Source organism: Arenibacter algicola (assembly GCF_000733925.1).
Taxonomy (GTDB): Bacteria; Bacteroidota; Bacteroidia; order Flavobacteriales; family Flavobacteriaceae; genus Arenibacter; species Arenibacter algicola.
In genome coordinates this window covers 627105-644504 of sequence record NZ_JPOO01000001.1, presented here as the reverse complement: position 1 = coordinate 644504, position 17400 = coordinate 627105, and the positions used below count along the sequence as shown (strand labels likewise).

Genomic DNA, 17400 nt, shown 5'->3' with positions numbered 1-17400 from the left:
AAATTGTTTTAAAATCTAAATATCATGGAAGATGTTACTTTTGGCACAAGGGTGCTCAATGGATTCCTAAGCCTTATGGTCGTAGTATTGGTAGCCATTTTATTGGCTGTGGTAGTCTGTTTGATTTTAGCAGCTTTTGGTTTCTTTTAATGGGAAACAAAATTTGCTCCTACTTCTTGGCCCAATAAATTTCTGCCCCCCCCTTAATTGGGCATGCCCAGATTTTTTATTTCCCTATGGTTTAATATTTTAATATCCTTAAAGAATTGGATTGATTTTCTGCTAGGTGACCATTGGCTCCCCGAACAAGTCCAATATAGGTTTCCCCTGCCCATCAGGCGTGGTGTAAAAGGGCCTCCCTTCTATAGTATAATTGGTTTCTGGATCCATGCCCAAGGCGTGATAAATGGATTGATGCACTTGATCTATCACTACAGGGTTTTCAATGGAAGAGCAAGGCCGTTCATCCGCCGTTTTACCGTAGACCAATCCTTTTTTAATTCCACCGCCCCACATAAGAATTGAGCTGCCATCCGTAAAATGTCTATGCATACCATAGAATTTTTCATCCTCGATAATATCCGGTTGATCCACTTGGTCCTGGACAGGTACTCCGGGGCGACCTTCCATTATAGCGTCCCTACTAAATTCACTGGCCAGAATAATCAATGTTCTATCCAAATGCCCGGACTCGTCCAGATCTTTAATTAGTTGTGCAATAGGCCTATCTATCAACTCCTTCATTTTCGCTGCACGGGTATGACCATTTTCATGGGTATCCCAGCCAAGGAAAGGTTCATATTCCGTAGAAACACTTATAAACCTGCCGCCGTTCATAGCCAATCTTTTCGCCAATAGACATCCCAGACCAAACCTGCCGGTATTGTAGGTGTCATATACCTCTTTAGGTTCCTGGCTCAAATCGAACACCTTGGCTTCAGGGGAATTTAGCAAGCGATAAGATTGCTCCATAGATCGCATCAAGGATTCCCTTTGATAATCGCTTCCTCCCTCCATAATCTTGCTCTTATTGGCCAACTCCTTATAAAGTTTATAGCGGGCCTCAAATCTTTTCAGTGACATCCCTTGTGGAGGCCTCACACTATCCAAACCTGTAGAAGGGTCCGGTATTAGAAACGGGCCATATTCACTCCCTAAAAACCCAGCGGAATGAAACGCCTTTAACTCCTCGGCTTCCCCGACAGTAAAACGCTGGCCCATGGCAATAAATGGGGGAATAACAGGATTTACAGGGCCTAACTCCTTGGCGATCCAAGCACCTATGTGAGGAGCCTGGACCGATTGCGGGGGCTCATAACAGGTATGCCAGTGGTACTGATGTCTCGTATGCAGGATATGACCAAGATCGGCAGATTTATAGGAACGGATTATGGCTCCTTTGTCCATTACACTTCCGATAGATTCCAATCCCTCTGAAAAATGTAGGCCATCCACAATAGTGGGCACCTTGGGAAAGGTGCTTAAAACCCTTTTGCTCTCCACCCCCTTGGAATAAGGTACATATGCCTTGGGGTCAAATGTTTCCGTATGGGCCATACCTCCCGCCATCCAAAGTAATATAACAGTATCCGCTTTGGAGGTTATTGCAGGTGCCGAATTACAGGAACTTAAAAAACTGGCAATGGGAATACTGGTTGTGGCTGCCGACAGACTGGCGGCGGCCATCTTTTTCACAAAATCCCTACGTGCATTGATATGTAAATCCTTATCCATTATTGCTTAGTATATAAATTGAAATTCGGGCGAAATGAACATGGACCAAAAAAGGTCCTGCAATGCCTCCTCTTTCGCATCGGTTTGCAAGGCGCTTAACATTATCCCCTTTTCCTTATCGGTCGGATTTCTTCCCAAGGTTTTTTGATATAAATTGAGTACTATTTCCTCATTCCGATCACCATACTTCTTAAGCCATTCGGCTGCCCCTTCCTTGAGTACACCATTAAAATATTCCCCATTGGTCAACTCCAGCGCCTGCAACAAAGTAGCTTGTTCATCTCTTGTAGTGGCTACATTTTCCCTAGTGGGCCTACCCATAACCTTCATAAACGGATGTTGTTTTACAAGGCTGGCCCTGGCAAATTCCTTTTCCGGATTATCGAAAGTAAAATTCACTAATTTGTCCCAGTTACTGGAACCATAATTACGCGTCCCTTGCCAGCTACCATCATCGTATTTGACGTTTACCCATCCCTTCCCAGGTTCTTTATCCGTACTTTTCCATTTATCATTGGAAGTGATCAACTTTTCCGACCCATCCGCATATTGAATTTTCATGGCAAACAGGATTCCTGCGGGATTGGCAATGGTTCCCTCGTTATTACCCTCTATAGCCAATATATTATCACCTTGAACAAGCATGTTGGTTACCTCTAAACGATCTACTTTTCTCCAATCCGTACCTTCCGAGATTTTTTGGCCGTTGAGATATAGCACATAGGAATGATCCACGGAAATCAATGCTTTTGCGGCCTGTATTTTGTTATCATTTAAATTGAAGCTATTCCTAAAATATCGTTTTCCAGGTTCGGGCAATACATCACGATCAAACTTAATTTCCCTGTGCCAGATTCTATTGGAAGGCAGGCCTTCATTATCGGGATCATAAGCGGCCGCATAATACATGGGGGCCACTACTTGACTAACTGCATCTGAAAATTGCTCTGCACTTAACCGTCTTAGTATGGGCCCATTAAAGACATACCCCTTTTGTAAATCCTCCTGATTTTCCAATCTGGTAGATTCAAGCTGATAGGACTTTGAGGTCATTATCGTTTTCATTAAATGCCTTATGTCATAATCAGACTCCACAAAAATGGCGGCCAACCAATCCAACAGATCGGCATTCCATGGTTCGTTGTCCATCTCGTCTACAGGTTCCACTATCCCTCTTCCCATAAGACGTTTCCAAAACCTGTTGGTAATGGTTCGGTACAGTCTTCCGTTCTCCGGTTTTACCATTACCTCTGAGAGCAATAACAATCTTTCCTTTACACTCTCCGCCTCTACCGAGCCCAGTTCGGGATATAAAAAATTTACTTCGGCCATTTTCCCAATGGGCATATCACACCGATTCAGTTCCATTATGGAATCTGCAAAAATCGAGGCAAACCCGTAGGATTGTTCCAAGGTAAGATTGCTAACAAAACTGTTGTGGCAGGAGGCACATTTTACGTTCACCCCCATCAAAGACTGACCTATATTTTGGGCCGCCTGCATTTCCGTACGTTGACTGGCATTGACCAGGCCGCGCCATTTAATCCCTTTAATAAATCCTTCAGATGCTTCGGTTGGATTTATCAATTCTTTGACCATAACGTCATAAGGCTTATTTTCCATAAGCGACTTGTACAACCAATCTGTAATCTGCTTGCGTCCTCCTGTTATAAATCCGGGACCACTGTAATCGTTCCTGAGTATATCATTCCAAAAACTCAACCAATGTTGTGTATAATTATGCTTGTCGGCCAACAATTCATCAATGAGCTTAGCTCTCTTCTCCTTATCCCTATTGCCCACAAACTGATCTATTTTAAGCGGTTCCGGAAGCAGACCTAGAATATCAAGATAGGCTCGTCTAATAAAGGTCCTATCATCCACCACCTCTGGCCATTTCATCCTTTTTTCCTTAAAATAAGAATCCATTATTTTATCTACGGGATGACTTTCCGTATTGCCCTTTGGCAATTCGGGTTGTGAAAGGGCCAACTCGGCCTCAGGAAAAATTTTTAGCGCTCCATCCGACCATTTTGCACCATTCTTGATCCACAATTCAATCAACCCTATTTCACTTTCCTTCAACACTTTCCCTTTCTTCGGCATTACATCATCATGATCGGGCGGAAGGCTTACTCTTATAAACATCTCACTCTCTTCCGGCCTGCCCTCTACAATAATGGGGCCCGACTTTCCTCCTTGGTATACCCCGCGTTTATTGTCCAGCACCAAATCGCCTTTTTGCTTATTTTCACTGTGGCATTGATAGCAGTTATGTGCCAAAATTGCCCTAACTCCCAAATTTAAGTCTTCCTGCTGCGCTTCAGACAATGAATCCAGTCCCTTTAATTCTGCCAAAAGTACCTTTGTCCTATCGTTATCGTATGAATCCTGATTATGGGGCAGGACACTGGTTAAATAATCTTCCCCATGGGTCAGATTTGCCCCCAAATGACCCGCAACCACCAAAACCAATACTGTTGCAAATAGCCCAATTCGATAATATATATACGAGCTAAGTTTACCTTTCAAAGTAGTGCGCAAAATATAAGCGGTAACTACTGCCAATACAGCTGTGGCAATACCCGCATTCTGGTGAAACAGAACCAAATCACCATCATAATCGTCGTAAGTACGAAGCAGCCAACCCAAGACTGCGGCCAGCAGGGCGAATACAGCCCCCAAAAAAACCATCCAATTAATCCCTTCCCTGAGGCCCTGTCTTTTGCCTCCCAAGGTCAAAAATTCCAAAAACAAAGCAACCACCAATAGGCCTATGGGGAAATGTACCACCAAAGGGTGCAAGCGTCCCAACAACTGAAATATCCAGTCCCAAGAATTAATGTCCATAGCAGCAATTTAATATTTTTTTGTATGCTAATATTACTTTAAATGTGAGGTTTGCTATACTCAACATAATTTTATGCCCATTACATTTATTTTCCTCTAAGTTAACTATTCAATTTAAAAATGCAATACGAAGTGCAGCTGATATTCACAAAAAAAAAGCAACCCGCCTGGGTTGCTATTAATAATTATTGCCTGCACCATTAGAATGTCTCAGTGATTAAAACAACTAAGACGGATTAAGGCCAAAATGTTATTTTTTTGTCTTTTTAATACTATCAACTTCTTTTCTGAACCTCAAAATCATTAAACTATCCAATTGACCACCAATACTGTCCCGCATTGAAGCCCAGTTTTGGTCGTTCATATCCCCTGCATACCGCATTATCTTGTTAAACCTGGCCACATTGAAGCGGTTGGCCTTCCAGGCTGCCTTGGTACTTTCTTGATGTTTTAAATCCTGCAAGTAAATACCGACCCCAAAACCAACTATGACAAGCCCCAATACCAATAACCACCGAGCGGATGTTTTAGACATTATTCCGAATTTAAATTAAAACAATAAATTGTTCCATTGAGATACCACACTATACTTACGTAAAAATTGGTATCCTTGGACCGCTAATTTTAAGAATCTTTCCTATGACCTTAGTACCAAACGCTACTATACGAACTTGGCTACTACCAATAACAATACAATAACCGCATAGGCACCGCTACAAGTCAATACCAGGTCTATAAAATTGAATTTCTTTTTCATTCTTAATTTTTATTGTTTTCCATAGTCATCACCATTCCACAGGAGGGGCAATTAGATTTGATTGGGTTATTCCTAGGTTTAAATTTCAATTGTGCATTTAATCCACAATTCCATTTCTAAAGTTAGCATGGAATGACCATGTTTCAAAATATCAACGTTCAACGCTAATAAACCTTGGATAAAATGTAGATTTCCCTAGAAATTTTACCAATAAAAAGGTGTTCTACTTTTATAAACTAAAGAAAAAATATCGGTGCTAGATTCCAATTCAGTTCTCAAATCCTGGACGGTTTCATTTTTTCAAGATCAAAAAAAATACAGTTTCAAAACTAGGATCCACTACAAATTTATAACCACATTGCCTTTTTTGCGACCAGTGTCCACATAGCTGTGGGCTATACTAACTTCATGGAGGGAATAGCGTTTATCTATGACCAATTTTAGTTTCCCGGCAATCAAAAGCTTTGTGAGCTCATGCAACATTGTCCTAAGTTTTGGAACAGCTAAAAGTCCGGTCGCCATAAACTTTGCCTTTTTGCTGCCAAATTTGGAGGTCCACAGCATTTGAACTAGTAGTGGCATACTTAGTACAGGCGATAGGTAGGTGCCATTTTTATTAAGTATTTCCTTGCATGCAGGGAACGAGCTCTTACCCACGGTATCAAAAATAACATCGTATCTGTTAGCTGTTTTAGTAAAATCCACCTTTGTATAATCTATGGCATGATCCGCTCCGAGCGATCTTACCATGTCAAAATTGGAGGAACTGCAAACCGCGGTTACTTCCGCGCCAAGATAATTGGCCAATTGCACCGCTGCAGAACCTAGACTTCCCGAAGCCCCATTAATTAGCACTCTTTGTCCACTTTTCACATTGGCCATTTCCTTTAAATAATTCCAAGAGGTCAAAGGCCCGTCACACACACATGCAAGTACTTCATGAGCTACATTTTTAGGCTTAACCCCCACTAAACCGTCTTCTGAAACACATAAATATTGCGCATTGGCGCCTGCACCAAAAACAGACTCCCCAAAGACTTCATCCCCTACTTGGAAACGTTGCACACTGCCTCCAACAGCCTCAATGGTTCCAGAAAAACCCGTTCCGGCTATAGGATACTTGGGCTTTGTTAAACCAATAAAAAGTCTACCGTACCAAGGATTCCCTTTACGCATCATGGTATCGGCAGTGGTAACGTTGGCCGCTTTTACCTTAATCAAAATCTCATTTTCTTTAGGTGTAGGTTTTGGAACATCCTGAAGTTGCAAAACCTTGGGAGAACCATACTTTGTAATTATGATCGCTTTCATTTTGTCATTTTTTTTGTTTTGACAAATGTATCCCAAACCTCTAGGCCAATCGTTCCAGTTTAGGAATCGGAACAAAATGGATCAGAATGTTTTTATGGTAGTTATTATAATTCTTTTCACCTAAGTGATAGCGAACGATGTCCTTACCTTTTTAATTCCATATGTAATATAGGGTAGGGTTTTCCTGAAGCATCCAATTCTGAACGACTTATTATTTCAAATCCACAATGCTTATAAAATTCAACAGCCTGTTCGTTCTGTTCATTAACATCGACTTTATTAACATTCAATTCATGAATGGAATAAGTCAATAAACTCTTGCCTACTCCCATTCCCCTGTATTCGGGATGTATAAATAGCATTTCCAATTGCCGATCTGCCACCCCCATAAAACCGATTATCTCCTTATCCGTATTCCTAATACACCCTAATTGGACAGCATTTAAATACTCGTTCAATATTAGCGGTTTAAAATATTGAATGTCCTTTTCATCTAAAAAGTGGTGTGTGGCCCTGACCGATGCCTCCCAAACCACAACCACTTCAGGGAATTCGGTTTTGGAAATCGTATCTATTTTATATGTCATAAATATGATTCTTGGATAGATCCTAAAAATAATATTTCTTGGCTATATATTGGATAAGGTTTAAAGTGACGGTCCAATTCTTGTTTGTTTTTATTGCACTTAGGAGCCTTTTTTGAGCTACAAGGTCTATTGGTTATTCGCAGGAAGTATTTAATTCTTGATATTCCGATATTGATACATTAGGTATGTTCTGAGCACCTTGGATTTTGATACAGCTTAAATTGGGATTTCTATCCACCTTTAAATCAACTAGTTCCTGATTGTTGCCCACATCTAGATCTGTAAGTGAATTGCTTGAAATGTATAGGTGCGTTAAACTGGTATTATGTTCAAGATCAATGTTCTGAATATTATTGTCAGAAATCAATAGGGTTTCCAAAAGTATATTTTTACTAAAATCTACAGAAGTCAGCTCATTCGTAGTCAGTAATATATTTTTCAGATTCATAGACCCCTTGACATCAAAGGAATGTAATAAGTTGTTACTTATTTTCAATATTTCAAGAGTTTCATTTTCAATGCTAAATTCTTCCAATTCGTTAAAGGATAGATTTAATTCTTTTAAGTGAACCGCTTTGGAAAGTCCGTTAATGGCACTAAGTTGGTTAGACTGCACATCCAATAAAACTAAATTGGGGTTGTTACTGATATCAATATTAGAGATATAGTTGCCTGCAAGAACTAAACTGTCCAACAAAGTATTGTAACTTAAGTCGATTTCCGTTATTTCTTGCTGCATTGCGGATAGCTTCTTTAGCCCCACAAAACCTTCAATTCCGGTCAAATCACTTATTACAGTCTCACTTGAAAAATTTAAATCAAGAACACTCACTTCCAACGCGTCTTTCCTCAACATTCTTTGATTTAGGGTTCCGTCCGAATCTATACCCTCTTTAATTAATATAGCTTCAAAACTAGCATCCGTTATGTCCAGGTATTGATTATCATCGGAGTCCGTATCGCTACTGGAACATGATGTTAATAATATTGTAATCAGAATTGCCAAGCGAATTGCCTTCCCAATGATATATGTACTATTCATTATTAAATCTAAAATGGTTTATTTGAGACAAAGGTGTTTATAATGACTAGACTGGTCGTTCCATTTTGTAAATCGGAACCTTTTAAGACACAATTTTTTTCCAATAGGCGCTGGGGGTTGTACCCATTGTCTTTTTGAAATAGGTATTGAAAACGGTCTTGGAGTTAAATCCACTATCATATGCCAGCGCAAGTATAGTAAGATGTCCTTGGGATTTGTCGGCCACTTTGGCCTTAAAAGCTTCCAAACGGTAGGAATTTACAAAGTCTGCAAAATTTTTCCCATAACCCTCATTGAGCAGCTGGGAAAGATGATTGGAAGGAATTTCCATCATTTCCGCCAAAATGGGCAGTGTAAGGTTGGGATCTATGTATGGCTCCTCTTCCAACATTAACCGATCCAAATTTTCCCTGTATTCCTTTAGCTGTTTTTTATTGAATAACGATTTTTGATACCTCCGTTTATTGGTCGAAAGCTTACTGTCTTCTCCCAAAACTTCCCTCCTAAGCTCCTGAAATCGGGGCATTCCAAAAAATGGCTTGAGTATTGGTTCCACAAAAATGTAAATCATCATTGGTAATCTTTGGGCAACACCCTGTTCTATTAACCTAATGGTTTCCGGCACCTTGCCCAAGAGCGCATTGCAGAGAATAAGCAAGTTTATAGCCCTCCCCATAAAATCGGTTTCCATAGCTACCTCCAACATGGCAATTCCCTTTTCGGCCTTATCCTTATTTCCTAAAACGGCGTGGGCCATTGTTGTTCCTCCCAGCCTCATGATATCTTCGGTTTCATTCTGTGGCAATTTCTCAAAAAAGGCCAAGCCTTCCTTGCCTTTACCCATCAGCAACAATGACTGTCCCCAATACAAGGTAGAAGTTTTAAAATCTACTTTGAGCTCTACTCCCTTTTCAAAAGCAGTGATGGCAGCATCAAATTTCTCTTCACAGTAATCTATAAATCCTTTTAAGTGATAATTTATAGATGAAAAAGGATCGAGCTGAAGGGCGGTTTCAATATAGGTTCGGGCCGCACCAAAGCTTCCTTCGGCTACCAAAATGGATGCCATACTCGGGTAATAGTCAACAAGTGGTCCCGCTTCATACACTTTGTTTAAATGCCGATATGCTCCAGGAAGATCCCAATTTTGAATAAAGGAGGCGTAAGACAGGTGCAATTGACATTCCGGTAGATTTTCGTCTATTTGTATTGCCTTTTCCAGAAATGGCTGTCCCTTTGCAAAGGCCTCGTGTAATGGCACAAAGCCTATTGTACCCAACAGGGTGTAGGCCAGATGCATCCCCAGATGGGCCAATGCAAAATGAGGGTAATCCTCTATAATTGTTTCTAAAATTGACATCCCTGTTTCAATGTCGGATTTGCCCATCTTTAAAATATGATACCTGCTTTTTAAATAGCGATGGTATATATCAATTGGCACTTCGGGATCTTGGACCAATTGGCCTTCAATTTCAAAATGTCCAATATGTTCCCGCAACCTTTCGGCAATGAACAGGCTAATTTCATCTTGAACGGCAAAAACATCTTCCAAGGACCTATCAAAGGTCTCCGACCAAAAATGAAAATCGTCCTTAACATCTATCAGCTGTGCCGTTATGCGCATTTTATTGTTGGACAAGCGCACACTGCCTTCCAAAATGGTAGATACATTAAGTTCCTTGCCAATCTGTGCTATAGGTAGATTAATATTTTTAAAGTGAAAGGAGGAGGTTCTTGAAGTTACTTTTAAGCCCTTTATTTTAGCAAGGGCGTTTATGATTTCCTCCGTCATGCCATCACTAAAATACTCGTTGTCCGTATTGGAACTCATATTTACAAAAGGGAGAACAGCAATAGATTTGGGCTCAGTTTTAGGAACCTCGACCAGGTCCGAACGGCTGGGCACCTGTACACCTTCCATATTAATTGCAAATATTTCAATCGGTTTAGCAATATTCTTTAAACTAAAACGGCCTAAGGACAGGGTGGGAATATGCGGATGATTTTTAAGCTCATCATTTAGTTTGCCCGATAGGAGTATTGAACCTGCAACCCCCAAACTCTCTATACGGGAAGCCAAATTTACCCCGTCTCCATAAACTTCCGTTCCATCAAAAACAATATCGCCTAGATGTAGCCCAATGCGCAGAGGCACGGCACTTTCCTGTTGCAAGGCCTTTTGTATAGCTATAGCACATTCCACTGCCTCCAACCCACTGCTAAAAACGCTCAGGGTTCCATCGCCATAATATTGTAGGATTTCCCCATTATGAAGTTTATGATGTTTTTCAAATTCCTGCCTATGACGGGCCCGCATTTCCGCTGCGGCATTTTCATCCCGCTGCATCAGAGCGGTGTAGCCAACAATATCGGTAAACATTATGACTGCAATACGGCGGTTTTTATTGCTTGGCATTAATTATTGGTCTTAGATTTCATTGCACAAAAAAGCAACTCATTCCAAAAGTACGATAATTTGCAATAAAGCATTTTCAGAGGCAGTTCTAAAAAAGACATTAACTTTACGATGGTTTTCCAAGAATTTACTTTTCTGTATGGCGCTACAATTATCTCTGCTTTAGCCATATCTTTCTATTATTCACCAAAAATATAGTCATATGAACTCACCTGATAAAAACAATCCCTTTCCTTTAGAGAATTACGATCGACTCTGCTTTTTAAAAAATATTATAAAGAACCCCAATATCCTTGTTGGCGATTACACCTATTACGATGATTTTGAGGATGTGGCCAATTTTGAGAAAAATGTGAAATATCATTTCGACTTTGTGGGAGACAAGCTCATTATTGGAAAATTCTGTATGATTGCCTCCAATGTGACCTTTATTATGAACGGGGCCAATCATTTAAGCAGCTCCATTTCCTCCTATCCCTTCGCCATTTTTGGCAAGGATTGGAGCCGCGCCATGGACGGAAAAAGCTATCCTAACAAAGGCAATACGGTAATAGGCAATGATGTTTGGATCGGCTATAATACAACGATAATGCCGGGATTAACCATTGGCGATGGCGCTATAATTGCCAGTAATTCAACGGTAACCAAAGACGTTGAACCTTATAGTGTGGTAGGCGGAAATCCAGCCCAGTTGATCCGAAAGCGCTTTTCCGAAGCGGATATTTCCAAATTATTAAAACTGCAATGGTGGGATTGGCCCATTGAAAAAATAACGGCCAATGTCCAAAATCTGACTGGCGCTAAATTAAACGAATTACTTTAAAATTGCCATATCCAAGGATTTACCTATTTTTTGTTTATGATTCACTACCTTTTAGACACCTGATCCAAACATGTTTGATATTATATTTTCAATTAATGTAAACAAAGTAACTATATGAATCGCAAAAACCGTGAATCTAGAGCTGATGCAAATTAAAATAGTAAAAACACATTTCCATGAATAGGCAATCCATCGTAATCCTACTTTCTGTATTTTGCTCCATGTTGACATTCCCTCAATCTTTTGAGCAAAAAGTGGAGGCTAAATTTGACCAACCAAATAACATCCGGCAATATCTGTGCAAGGTGGCCAGCGACATTACCCATAATTCCTTAAATGATATTAAAAATTTGGAGGACTGGGAAGCCGTTCGGGAGGAACGGCATCAACAATTTTTGGAGATGTTGGGGCTGCAAGGAAAGCCTTTTGAAGGAAAGAGGCCTCCTCTAAATGTGACCAAAACAGGAAGTATTCAAAAAAAGGGATACCGGATCGAAAAGTTGTACTACGAATCTTTGCCCGGTCTATATGTGCCCGCAAACCTCTACATTCCGAATGGAATCAAAAAACCGCTGCCCGCCATATTGTATGTTAGTGGCCATGCTCATTCCCAAAAATACAACTATCAGGCACATGCCAAGAATTTCGCCGAAAACGGTTTTGTATGCCTAATTATCGAAACCATTCAACGAGGAGAGGTAGAAGGCGAACACTTAGGCCAGGAATCGAACGGATGGTTCCATTGGTACAGCCGCGGCTACAATCCTGCGGGCGTGGAAGTATGGAACGGCATTAGGGGCTTGGATCTATTGTCCCAAATGCCAGAAGTAGATAAAAATAATCTTGGTGTAACCGGTATTTCGGGAGGAGGTTCCCAAAGCTGGTATCTGCCAGCTGCCGATTCAAGAATCAAGGCAGCGGCGGCCGTAGCCGGCGCAAGTTCGTTGGAAGGCCAAATTGTTCAAAAAACTATCGACGACCATTGCGACTGTATGATGCCGATCAACACCTATGGCATCGACTTTTCCGACATCGGCGCATTGATAGCGCCACGACCATTTATGATTGCGCAACCAAATCGTGACCTGTACTATTCCATCGAGGCCGTCCATACATTGTTCCACAAAACAAAACCCATTTACTCGTTTTACGGAAAGCCAGAAAATTTAATTATGAAAGATGCTTCCGGAGGACATAGTTATGGATCGAAGGAAGAATTGCGCCCTGAAATTCTAGCGTTCTTTTTAAAGGAATTAAAGGGTAAAAATATCTCACGGGATAAATTGAGAGAAATCGACACTTCGTTGGAACTCTCAGAAGAAGCATTGAAAGCTTATGTAAATGGAGTACCAAAAGACGATAGAACAAAAACCATTCAGGATTCGTTCGTGGAGCTGGCCTCACCACCAGAAATTAATACGGTAGAACAGCTGGATTCCTATAAAAACGAGGTAAAGGCTTTTTTGAAGGAAAAAACGTTTAGTGCCTTTCCTGAAAAACCAGCATCCTTGGACATGCGATTGGATTTTACATCATCGAGCTCATCGGGCAACGAAAGAAAAGACTACAGTTTTATTTCCGAGGAAGGATGGCGGTTGAAGCTCTCCCTACAATCGGGGCAACCGACTGATAATAACCAACCCCTTCTTTTAGTCTTAAAGAACCCTAATGAAGAACGTTATGAATCGGCCGCTTTGGTTGGTGGTCTTAGGGGGAAAGTAATCATTGCCTATTTTGAGGCACGGGGGATCGGTGAAACGGGTTGGTCTCAGTCAGAACAGTGGCATATTCGCCGAGCTTCAGCTTGGACAGGAAGAACCATCGCCTCCATGCGTGTTTATGACGTGTTACGTTGTTTGCAAGCCATGCGCGGCATCCCGGGCGTAGATACCGACAACATTAGTATTCTTGCCCTGGGAGAAATGGCAGCCATTGCCTCATATACGGCCCTATTGGACGGTAATGTAAAATCTCTTCTGATTAAAGATCCCCCAGCAACCCAGAACGTGCCTAGCGACCCAACCGGCAAGGGCGAAGCCATAGAAATGCTCAATTGTTTGAGGGTGACCGATCTACCGCAAGTGGCTGGTTTGCAATTTCCCAATCAACTCGTTATAATTGGTAGTCAGCCCACAACTTACGATTGGGCCAAAGAGCTTTACAATAATTTGGATAGGCCTGGTGCCTACAAATCCATTCAAAAAGTATCCCAATGGCTTGATAATTAATTTTAATGAGTTCCTTACCCTGGCAATTCAAAAAAATGAATCCGAAATAAAACTAGACCCCTAATGATCCTACTCTTGGGGTTAAGCCATATGCCACTTTGGCCTTACGTATTTTTAATTAGTCCCTAAACACGGTTTTTGAAAAACTGGTCTGTAATTCTTTATTGCTCCTACAATACCCTGATGCCCGGTTTTGGTATGGAGTAATTGCCATCTTCCAAGGGTGCATTGGGCATCCTCATATCCCATGACATTGGATCAGGGACGATACTCAGATCGGAGGCTTTGGCCTTATCCAATTCGATGATCTGGCCGGACTCTATTGCCATACGACCCATTATGGTGGTCATGCTGCTTTCGGCACCGAATTCAACGTCGTTCACATAGGGTTTGGAACCCAATATTGCCCCGATAAAAACATCCTGTTCGATTTGTGAAGATGAAGGGTCGTCCCTATCACGGTACCGCCAAAGCGTATTCCCCTGATTGTCGAGAAGCTGATAACGCTCATCGGCCCTTGTTTTGGTACCTTGAACATTGAACCCCATTCGGTTGGCGCAGTTGTCCATTTGTCGGCATTGTACGTGCAATTTTGAGCCATCGGCATACTCGAACTCCACATAATGATGATCGAATATTTCTCCATGATCCGGACCTTCGAGCATGGCCCTACCCCCCATTCCACTTGCTTTTATGGGGTAAGCCTGTTTTATCCAGTTTATGACATCGATCTGGTGTATGGCCTGCCCTGCCAATTGGCCTCCCCAAAGCCAATTGAAATAATGCCAGTTGCTGATCTGGTATTCCAGTTCTGTCTGGCCTTCTTTTCGTGGGTGTACAGTGGCCTTGCCCACATTATAATACACATCGGCAGACAATACGTCGCCGATTTCCCCCGAATGTATTTTTGTTACCATTTCGTTCATGGCGATTTCGTACCGGAACTGCAGGCCTACAACAACGTTGAGCTTTTTCTCGGTCGCTTTTTCTCCGGTTTCAATGATTTTGCGATAGCCAGGGCCATCTACGGCCAAAGGCTTTTCCAAAAACACATGCTTTCCGGCGTCGATGGCATGTTGAAAATGTTGGGGGCGAAATCCTGGAGGGGTGGCCAAGATAACCGCATCGCACTCTGCAATTACCTTCTCAAAAGCATCCAACCCTAAAAATTGGCGTTCTTTCGGCACAGCCACCTGATCCGAAAATTTGGTGGCTACCTGTTGAAGGCTATTGTCTAGTTCGTGTTTGAAAACATCGCCCATAGCAACCAACTGTACGGATTTTGATGCGGTCAAGGCTTGAAAAATAGCTCCGGTTCCACGACCGCCACAACCTACCAATCCTAATTTAATTTTCTCCTGCCCCAGTACATTGGCACTTGAAAATATCGGTAAGTGACTGAAGACCATGCCGGCTGCTAGGGTCTTGGCCGAGGTCTTTACAAAGGTTCTTCTGCTCGTTTTATTTTGTTTTTTCATAATCGTTATTTTTATTTTATTCCTAGCATTATTATAATTGAAAAATTAAAGTTGGAACAACTAATCCACCATCCATTTCTCAATATTACTCCTTATAAAATCATCATCGTTCAGTTCGGGGTAATCTCGGTAAACACGGTCGATTTCCTCTTTTTGTCCTTTGGAAAGTCCTTCATTTTCATCCAGGCACCATATTCCCTTTAAAATTCCTTGTCGGTATAATACCTCGTGAATGCCAGCTATACATCCATGAAAATTGTTGGCAGCATCAAAGAAAGCAGCATTCGAATCGGTTACAGCAACGTTCAAGGTCAAAAGTTCCTTAGGCAGGGTACTTCCGCTCTTTTTTGCCTTTTTTATCTTGTCCAGCAGTTCCACGGCCTTTTTCGTCCAAACCGCCCAATGGCCCAGTAATCCCCCGACTATGTCCTTGGTTACTAGTTTGTTATTGACACTGAACTTATATGTGCTCAATAGGTCATTGACAATATTATCATCGTTGCCCGTATATAGCGCGATGTCATCGCATCTGGACGATTCACAGACCGCCCTAACCACTTCCAAGGTCTGATAACGGTTGAAAGGGGCCATTTTTATGGCGTGAACATTCTTTATTTCAGCAAAGGCCTTCCAAAAATCAAAACTCAATACCTTCCCTCCTACTGCTGGTTGCAGGTAAAAGCCGAATACGGGAATAACCTCGGCAATCTTCCGGGTACGCTCCAATAGAGCGGCTTCGGGCCAATCGCCCAATCCGTTTGTACTGACCAGCACGATGTCATACTCCAGTTCCGAACATATTTTGGCTTCCTTGACGGCTTGTTCCGTATTGCCGCTAACCCCTGCGACTTTTATGAAGGGTCGAGTTAGATTCGCCTTGTCTATTTCCTCGATTGCCAATTCAAGCACTGTTCGGTACAATCCGATTTCAGGATCGCGTATTTGAAATTGGGTGGTATGTACGCCAATAGCAATGCCTCCGGCACCAGATGCTATGTAATATCGGGTCAACAGACGTTGCCTGGCTTCATCCAACTTACGATCTGCGGTAAGGGCCAACGGATGGGCCGGAATCACTGTGCCTTTGTCTAATAGTTCTTTTATTTTTGGATCTAAATCTTTCATTTTTCTGAGTTTCTTTTTGGGCAATAAAATTTAGAAATCCCCCTTTCGTTCTTGAAAATGGGTGGGTTTGCCGATTTCCTTTCCTCCGGATTTTACCCATTCTACTGTCATCATGATCATCTCGTTCAGGGAAACAAATGGCTGTCCGAAAAGTTCGAAAGATCGCGAAGCATTGTTTAACAAGGCCGTTTCGGCAGGCTTGTTCTCAAAAATCGGTTTTTTTTCGAAATGTTTGCCGAATTGTTCGGCAAGCCATTGCACCGATATCGTTTCAGGACCTGTAATATTCAATTTATTCGCCGGGGATTCGCAATGCAGCAGGCTTCTAATAGCATATTCGTTGGCATCGCCCTGCCAGATCACATTTACGTAGCCCATACTTAAATCGATGGGCTTTTCGGATATCACTTTTTTAGCAACCTCCAAAAGCACGCCGTATCTTAGATCCAGCGCATAGTTCAAACGGTACAATAACATTTTCGTGCCATTCTTTACCGAAAAATGCTCGAACACCCGCTCCCTGCCCAAACAAGACTGTGCATACTCCCCTATGGGCGAAGGTCTTACGTTTTCCTGTGCACCACCACTTCCGATGGGCATAAAGGGATAAATATTTCCGGTTGAAAATACTACTATATTGGAGTGTTTGTATTTTTCGGCAACCCTGCCAGGAAGATAGGCGTTCATCGCCCAGGTAAAATGCTCGTTGCCCGCCGTTCCAAATTTATTGCCGGCCATATAGATGACATTTTCGGCATCGGGCAGACCGTTTAACGCGGCATCGTTCAGCAAATCGACCTTATGACATTCAATTCCGAAATTGGAAAGTTCGTTGTACATGGTCTCGTTCGAAAACCGTGAGGCCCCCATTATCCTTTTAGAAATTCCCGCCTTATCAATGGCCTTTTTGAGCAATTTGGCCAAGCTTGGGCCCATTTTTCCACCGAGGCCCAAAATCAAGATGTCGCCATGGATCTTGGCAACATCCACTATTAGTCTTTCGGAAGGTTTCGATAATTTAAGCTCAAGTTCTTCAACAGTTTTCATAT

At 41.8% G+C, this 17400-nt stretch carries 13 protein-coding genes; 3 read left to right on the top strand and 10 right to left on the bottom strand.

Annotation, left to right across the window (positions count from 1 at the left end; genetic code table 11):
* Positions 1–24 precede the first annotated feature (24 nt).
* Positions 25–150 carry a hypothetical protein gene (locus U735_RS26060; protein ID WP_258364872.1) on the top strand — a complete coding sequence of 42 codons (126 nt, stop codon included), beginning with the start codon at positions 25–27 and terminating at the stop codon, positions 148–150.
* A 132-nt stretch (positions 151–282) separates the two neighbouring features.
* On the opposite strand, the gene U735_RS0102660 is transcribed toward U735_RS26060, so the two are convergent.
* The 7 genes from U735_RS0102660 to U735_RS24370 form a co-directional block, all read right to left on the bottom strand.
* The gene (locus tag U735_RS0102660) at positions 283–1734 is read right to left on the bottom strand and encodes a DUF1501 domain-containing protein (protein ID WP_031442346.1); all 1452 of its coding nucleotides are present in this window, start codon (positions 1732–1734) and stop codon (positions 283–285) included.
* A gap of 6 nt (positions 1735–1740) precedes the next feature.
* Positions 1741–4584, bottom strand: a complete 2844-nt coding sequence (locus tag U735_RS0102655) for a DUF1549 domain-containing protein (protein WP_031442345.1) — start codon at positions 4582–4584, stop codon at positions 1741–1743.
* 250 nt (positions 4585–4834) lie between these two features.
* A complete protein-coding gene (locus tag U735_RS0102650) occupies positions 4835–5119 on the bottom strand; it encodes a hypothetical protein (protein WP_034247976.1) in 285 nt (94 codons plus the stop codon).
* A 561-nt stretch (positions 5120–5680) separates the two neighbouring features.
* The gene (locus U735_RS0102640; protein WP_031442343.1) at positions 5681–6652 is read right to left on the bottom strand and encodes an NAD(P)-dependent alcohol dehydrogenase; all 972 of its coding nucleotides are present in this window, start codon (positions 6650–6652) and stop codon (positions 5681–5683) included.
* A gap of 143 nt (positions 6653–6795) precedes the next feature.
* Entirely contained in the window at positions 6796–7239 is a 444-nt protein-coding gene (locus U735_RS0102635) for a GNAT family N-acetyltransferase (RefSeq protein WP_031442342.1), read from the bottom strand.
* A gap of 133 nt (positions 7240–7372) precedes the next feature.
* On the bottom strand, positions 7373–8281 hold the full coding sequence (locus U735_RS0102630; protein ID WP_051891845.1) for a leucine-rich repeat domain-containing protein: 909 nt from the start codon (positions 8279–8281) through the stop codon (positions 7373–7375).
* Between the two features lie 82 nt (positions 8282–8363).
* Positions 8364–10697 carry a helix-turn-helix domain-containing protein gene (locus U735_RS24370; protein ID WP_034247975.1) on the bottom strand — a complete coding sequence of 778 codons (2334 nt, stop codon included), beginning with the start codon at positions 10695–10697 and terminating at the stop codon, positions 8364–8366.
* A 202-nt stretch (positions 10698–10899) separates the two neighbouring features.
* Between U735_RS24370 and U735_RS0102615 the strand changes: the two genes are divergently transcribed.
* Positions 10900–11520, top strand: a complete 621-nt coding sequence (locus U735_RS0102615) for a CatB-related O-acetyltransferase (RefSeq protein WP_031442339.1) — start codon at positions 10900–10902, stop codon at positions 11518–11520.
* Positions 11521–11696: 176 nt separating this feature from the next.
* Positions 11697–13748, top strand: coding sequence for an alpha/beta hydrolase family protein (locus tag U735_RS0102610; RefSeq protein WP_146032813.1), 2052 nt, complete (start codon positions 11697–11699; stop codon positions 13746–13748).
* 170 nt (positions 13749–13918) lie between these two features.
* On the opposite strand, the gene U735_RS0102605 is transcribed toward U735_RS0102610, so the two are convergent.
* From U735_RS0102605 to U735_RS0102595, 3 genes are read right to left on the bottom strand one after another with little or no spacing between them, the layout of a single operon-like run.
* A complete protein-coding gene (locus U735_RS0102605) occupies positions 13919–15226 on the bottom strand; it encodes a Gfo/Idh/MocA family protein (RefSeq protein ID WP_031442337.1) in 1308 nt (435 codons plus the stop codon).
* Positions 15227–15286: 60 nt separating this feature from the next.
* Complete coding sequence (locus U735_RS0102600) at positions 15287–16351, bottom strand: dihydrodipicolinate synthase family protein (protein ID WP_031442336.1); 1065 nt, start codon at positions 16349–16351, stop codon at positions 15287–15289.
* 30 nt (positions 16352–16381) lie between these two features.
* Positions 16382–17398 (bottom strand): NAD-dependent epimerase/dehydratase family protein, encoded by a 1017-nt coding sequence (locus U735_RS0102595; RefSeq protein ID WP_031442335.1) that lies wholly within the window; start codon positions 17396–17398, stop codon positions 16382–16384.
* Between the last annotated feature and the right edge of the window lie 2 nt (positions 17399–17400).

What these genes read in the sequence shown, in the direction of transcription:
- U735_RS26060 (WP_258364872.1), top strand. Translation starts at nt 25, where the DNA reads ATGGAAGATGTTACTTTTGGCACAAGGGTGCTCAATGGATTCCTAAGC.
- U735_RS0102660 (WP_031442346.1), bottom strand. Translation starts at nt 1,734, where the DNA reads ATGGATAAGGATTTACATATCAATGCACGTAGGGATTTTGTGAAAAAG.
- U735_RS0102655 (WP_031442345.1), bottom strand. Translation starts at nt 4,584, where the DNA reads ATGGACATTAATTCTTGGGACTGGATATTTCAGTTGTTGGGACGCTTG.
- U735_RS0102650 (WP_034247976.1), bottom strand. Translation starts at nt 5,119, where the DNA reads ATGTCTAAAACATCCGCTCGGTGGTTATTGGTATTGGGGCTTGTCATA.
- U735_RS0102640 (WP_031442343.1), bottom strand. Translation starts at nt 6,652, where the DNA reads ATGAAAGCGATCATAATTACAAAGTATGGTTCTCCCAAGGTTTTGCAA.
- U735_RS0102635 (WP_031442342.1), bottom strand. Translation starts at nt 7,239, where the DNA reads ATGACATATAAAATAGATACGATTTCCAAAACCGAATTCCCTGAAGTG.
- U735_RS0102630 (WP_051891845.1), bottom strand. Translation starts at nt 8,281, where the DNA reads ATGAATAGTACATATATCATTGGGAAGGCAATTCGCTTGGCAATTCTG.
- U735_RS24370 (WP_034247975.1), bottom strand. Translation starts at nt 10,697, where the DNA reads ATGCCAAGCAATAAAAACCGCCGTATTGCAGTCATAATGTTTACCGAT.
- U735_RS0102615 (WP_031442339.1), top strand. Translation starts at nt 10,900, where the DNA reads ATGAACTCACCTGATAAAAACAATCCCTTTCCTTTAGAGAATTACGAT.
- U735_RS0102610 (WP_146032813.1), top strand. Translation starts at nt 11,697, where the DNA reads ATGAATAGGCAATCCATCGTAATCCTACTTTCTGTATTTTGCTCCATG.
- U735_RS0102605 (WP_031442337.1), bottom strand. Translation starts at nt 15,226, where the DNA reads ATGAAAAAACAAAATAAAACGAGCAGAAGAACCTTTGTAAAGACCTCG.
- U735_RS0102600 (WP_031442336.1), bottom strand. Translation starts at nt 16,351, where the DNA reads ATGAAAGATTTAGATCCAAAAATAAAAGAACTATTAGACAAAGGCACA.
- U735_RS0102595 (WP_031442335.1), bottom strand. Translation starts at nt 17,398, where the DNA reads ATGAAAACTGTTGAAGAACTTGAGCTTAAATTATCGAAACCTTCCGAA.